Consider the following 2,753-nt stretch of genomic DNA (forward strand, 5'->3'; position numbering starts at 1 on the left):
AGACAAGGGTGGTATCACGGGCGTTCACGTGGGCGACGTGGGCGACCTGGTCGGCCACCATCGAGCAGCCCCGGCAGGCGTGGTCGGGCCAGCCGAACACTCCCGGCTCGAAGAAGGCGCGGTAGACGATCAACTGACGCCGACCGTCGAACAGGTCGAGCAGGCTGGCCTTGCCCGCAGGCCCCTCGAATGCATACGCCGTCTCCACGGCCATCCACGGCATTCGCCGGCGCTCGGCGGCCAGGGCGTCACGGGCGCGGGTCTGGGCCTTTTCCTTCACGAGCAGCTGCTCACGGGCCGCCTCCCACACCTGTGGCGACACGACGTTTGGCGTGTGCATGGCAGGCTGTCCGCCTTTCCGTCCGTTCTCGGTCGACGTAGTCATGACTGAAATCTCCTAATGTTGGGCGAATTCCCGGCCTCGTGGCTGAAACGTGATTCCATCCGCTGCTCATCGCTCGTTGTTGGCCGTGAGATAGTTTGGCACCGGCAATCGAACACTGGGAGTAACAAATGTGGCGGCATTCCGATGGAGTCGCTGATTACAGCCGCGGCGCGTGGCTCGAAGCGGATGATCCCCTCGGCGCCTTGAACCGCGTGGCATTGCGCGACGATGCTCCTGCGCTCGCGCTTCGAGGTATCTCGCCGGTCCAGCACGGCCGCCTTCCGGAACGTAATCAGTTGAGCGCGAGGTCCGGACTCGGTCATGGACGGGACTTCGGATGAGGGGGAGCGAACTTCCGCTTGGGGCCCATACCTCCGGCAGCGCGACCGGCTACAGGCGGCCATCTACGGACATTCATGTCGCTGCCGTCAACGTCCGCTGAATCTGCAAGCCGACATTGGCTGATCGAACGGTGCGGCCGAGCAACTCGCTACTGCCATCCTAGGTTCGTCTGAACGGCATCGACGCCCCCGAAAAGCGCCAGTCGTTCGGCGAGCGATCAAAGCAGGCAATGTCCAACCTGGTCTATATGAAGGACGTCGACCTCGATTGCATCAAGACCGACCGCTACGGTCGCAGCGTGTGCAAGGTGATGGTGACGCCCGCCTCGGCGCCGCGCGGGCCCAAGACGCTCGATGCCGGCCTCGCCATGTTCACGGTAGGCATGGCCTGGTGGTACAGGGCCTACTCTCGCGAGCAGACCCCCAGGAGCGCGGGCAATATACGAGTTCTCCGAGATCGAAGCCAAGGCGAAACGCGCCGGGCGCGATGCCGACCCGGTGCCGCCATGTGACTGGCGAAAGGCTGAGCGCGGGGGCTGATCAGGGTTCTCCACTAGGCCCGTGGACAAAAAACTGCATGCGAAACGTCGGGGATCGACTCCAGCCCTCGGACGCGATGCCGAAAAAACAGGCACCTCCGCTACGCGGGCAGCAAGTTTTCGATCTGCTTGCGGCGCTTCTCGGCTTGGTAGCGGCTGCACATTGGAATACTTTACTGCGGGGTATAGCTTCAGAGTACTCTAAGCACAACGGGGACGGTGAGGAGGTCGATTCGACGGCGCCGACAGCTACCACGCCCACGTTTGCCGAGGAAGCTAACCATGATTGACGCCACGTCACCCGGACCCGGGATCGCTCCCATCGAGTTTCAGGGCTCGAGTACCGTGGACGAGATCTACCAGAGCGCTGAAGAATTTCGCGTCCTGTTCGACCTTTGTCCCATCGCGACATACTTGATTGACGCTGACGGAGTCATCGTCAAGTTCAATGACCTCGCGACAAAGCTATGGGGCAGAGCACCTGTGCTCGGTGACACCGACGAGAAATTCTGCGGTTCTCATCAGATGTTTCTTCTCGATGGCACGCCGCTGCCGCACGACGAATGTCCTATGGCCTAAGTGGTGAGCGGGACTGTCGCCTCGGCAACCGACGCCCCGGTAGTGATCGAGCGCCCCGACGGTTCCCGGGTGACGGTGATTGTCAACATACGGCCGCTTCGAGACTCACGAGGCGCTATCGTGGGCGCGATCAATTGCTTCTATGAAATGGCGCGCCCGATCTCTATCCCGACATTTGCAAAATCCCAGTCGCCTAGCTGAAGGCTCAATCTCCGCGCTGGGCCCAATGGGCTGCTCGTGTCCTCGCCTCAACCCGCAGGCTGGTCAGCGGCGACCGCGGGCGGCGTGACGGGGGCCAGCCACTCCACGGCCGCCTGCGCCGGTGCCATGGCTCGCAAGCGCTCATCGCGCCACAGATCGGCCGCCAGCTCATCGAGTTGATCGGGGTATCAAAACACGGCAGCTATGCTCGCATTCCAACGATGCAAAAGGACATTCCATGAAGAAGCTAGTCGCAGCACTCTTCGCAATGGCCATGCTCGGGGGGTGTGTTGTCTACCCCGAGGGCCCAGGCAATTCAGGCGGCGGGTACGGAAAGCAATGCCCGCCCGGACAGGCAAAAAAAGGAAACTGCTAGTCCCCCGTTTCAAGGGTGGCCAGCTTCGGCTGACCGTCGCGACCGTCGCTTGACGGCGCTCGGTGGGCGCTTGGTAGTGGCCTGGAGCGTGACCGGCCCAGCACTTGGAGGCTGGAGCCTTGAGTGATCAGTTTCGAAAGTGAGATGCCTGCTACGGCGAAACTGCGCGTGTTGATTTACGCACTGATACGACTTGCGACGAAGCGCCAACCGGGGTGGCATATCAATGTACTGGCCAAGGAAATCTTTGCGCCTTCAACGCAGTTCCCCGTTCTGTTTGAGGCCGAGGTGCCGCCCAAACTGGCGATCATCAAGCAGATCCTCAGCGACAT

3 protein-coding genes and 1 pseudogene are annotated in these 2,753 nt (G+C 61.9%); 3 read left to right on the plus strand and 1 reads right to left on the minus strand.

Translation table 11 applies throughout. The features are described from left to right. A partial coding sequence (locus tag AC1DY5_RS50350; RefSeq protein ID WP_478121801.1) for a DUF899 family protein occupies nt 1-385 on the minus strand: 385 nt, incomplete at its 3' end. Between the two features lie 520 nt (nt 386-905). Between AC1DY5_RS50350 and AC1DY5_RS50355 the strand changes: the two genes are divergently transcribed. The 3 genes and pseudogenes from AC1DY5_RS50355 to AC1DY5_RS50365 form a co-directional block, all read left to right on the plus strand. Further along, on the plus strand, nt 906-1,238 hold the full coding sequence (locus tag AC1DY5_RS50355; RefSeq protein ID WP_478121803.1) for a thermonuclease family protein: 333 nt from the start codon (nt 906-908) through the stop codon (nt 1,236-1,238). A 309-nt stretch (nt 1,239-1,547) separates the two neighbouring features. Further along, nucleotides 1,548-1,844 (plus strand): hypothetical protein, encoded by a 297-nt coding sequence (locus AC1DY5_RS50360; protein ID WP_478121802.1) that lies wholly within the window; start codon nt 1,548-1,550, stop codon nt 1,842-1,844. 700 nt (nt 1,845-2,544) lie between these two features. Further along, nucleotides 2,545-2,753 (plus strand): annotated as a pseudogene (locus tag AC1DY5_RS50365) (hypothetical protein); the annotation flags it as partial.

The sequence above is a fragment of the Variovorax sp. P4_D9 genome, assembly GCF_056401695.1.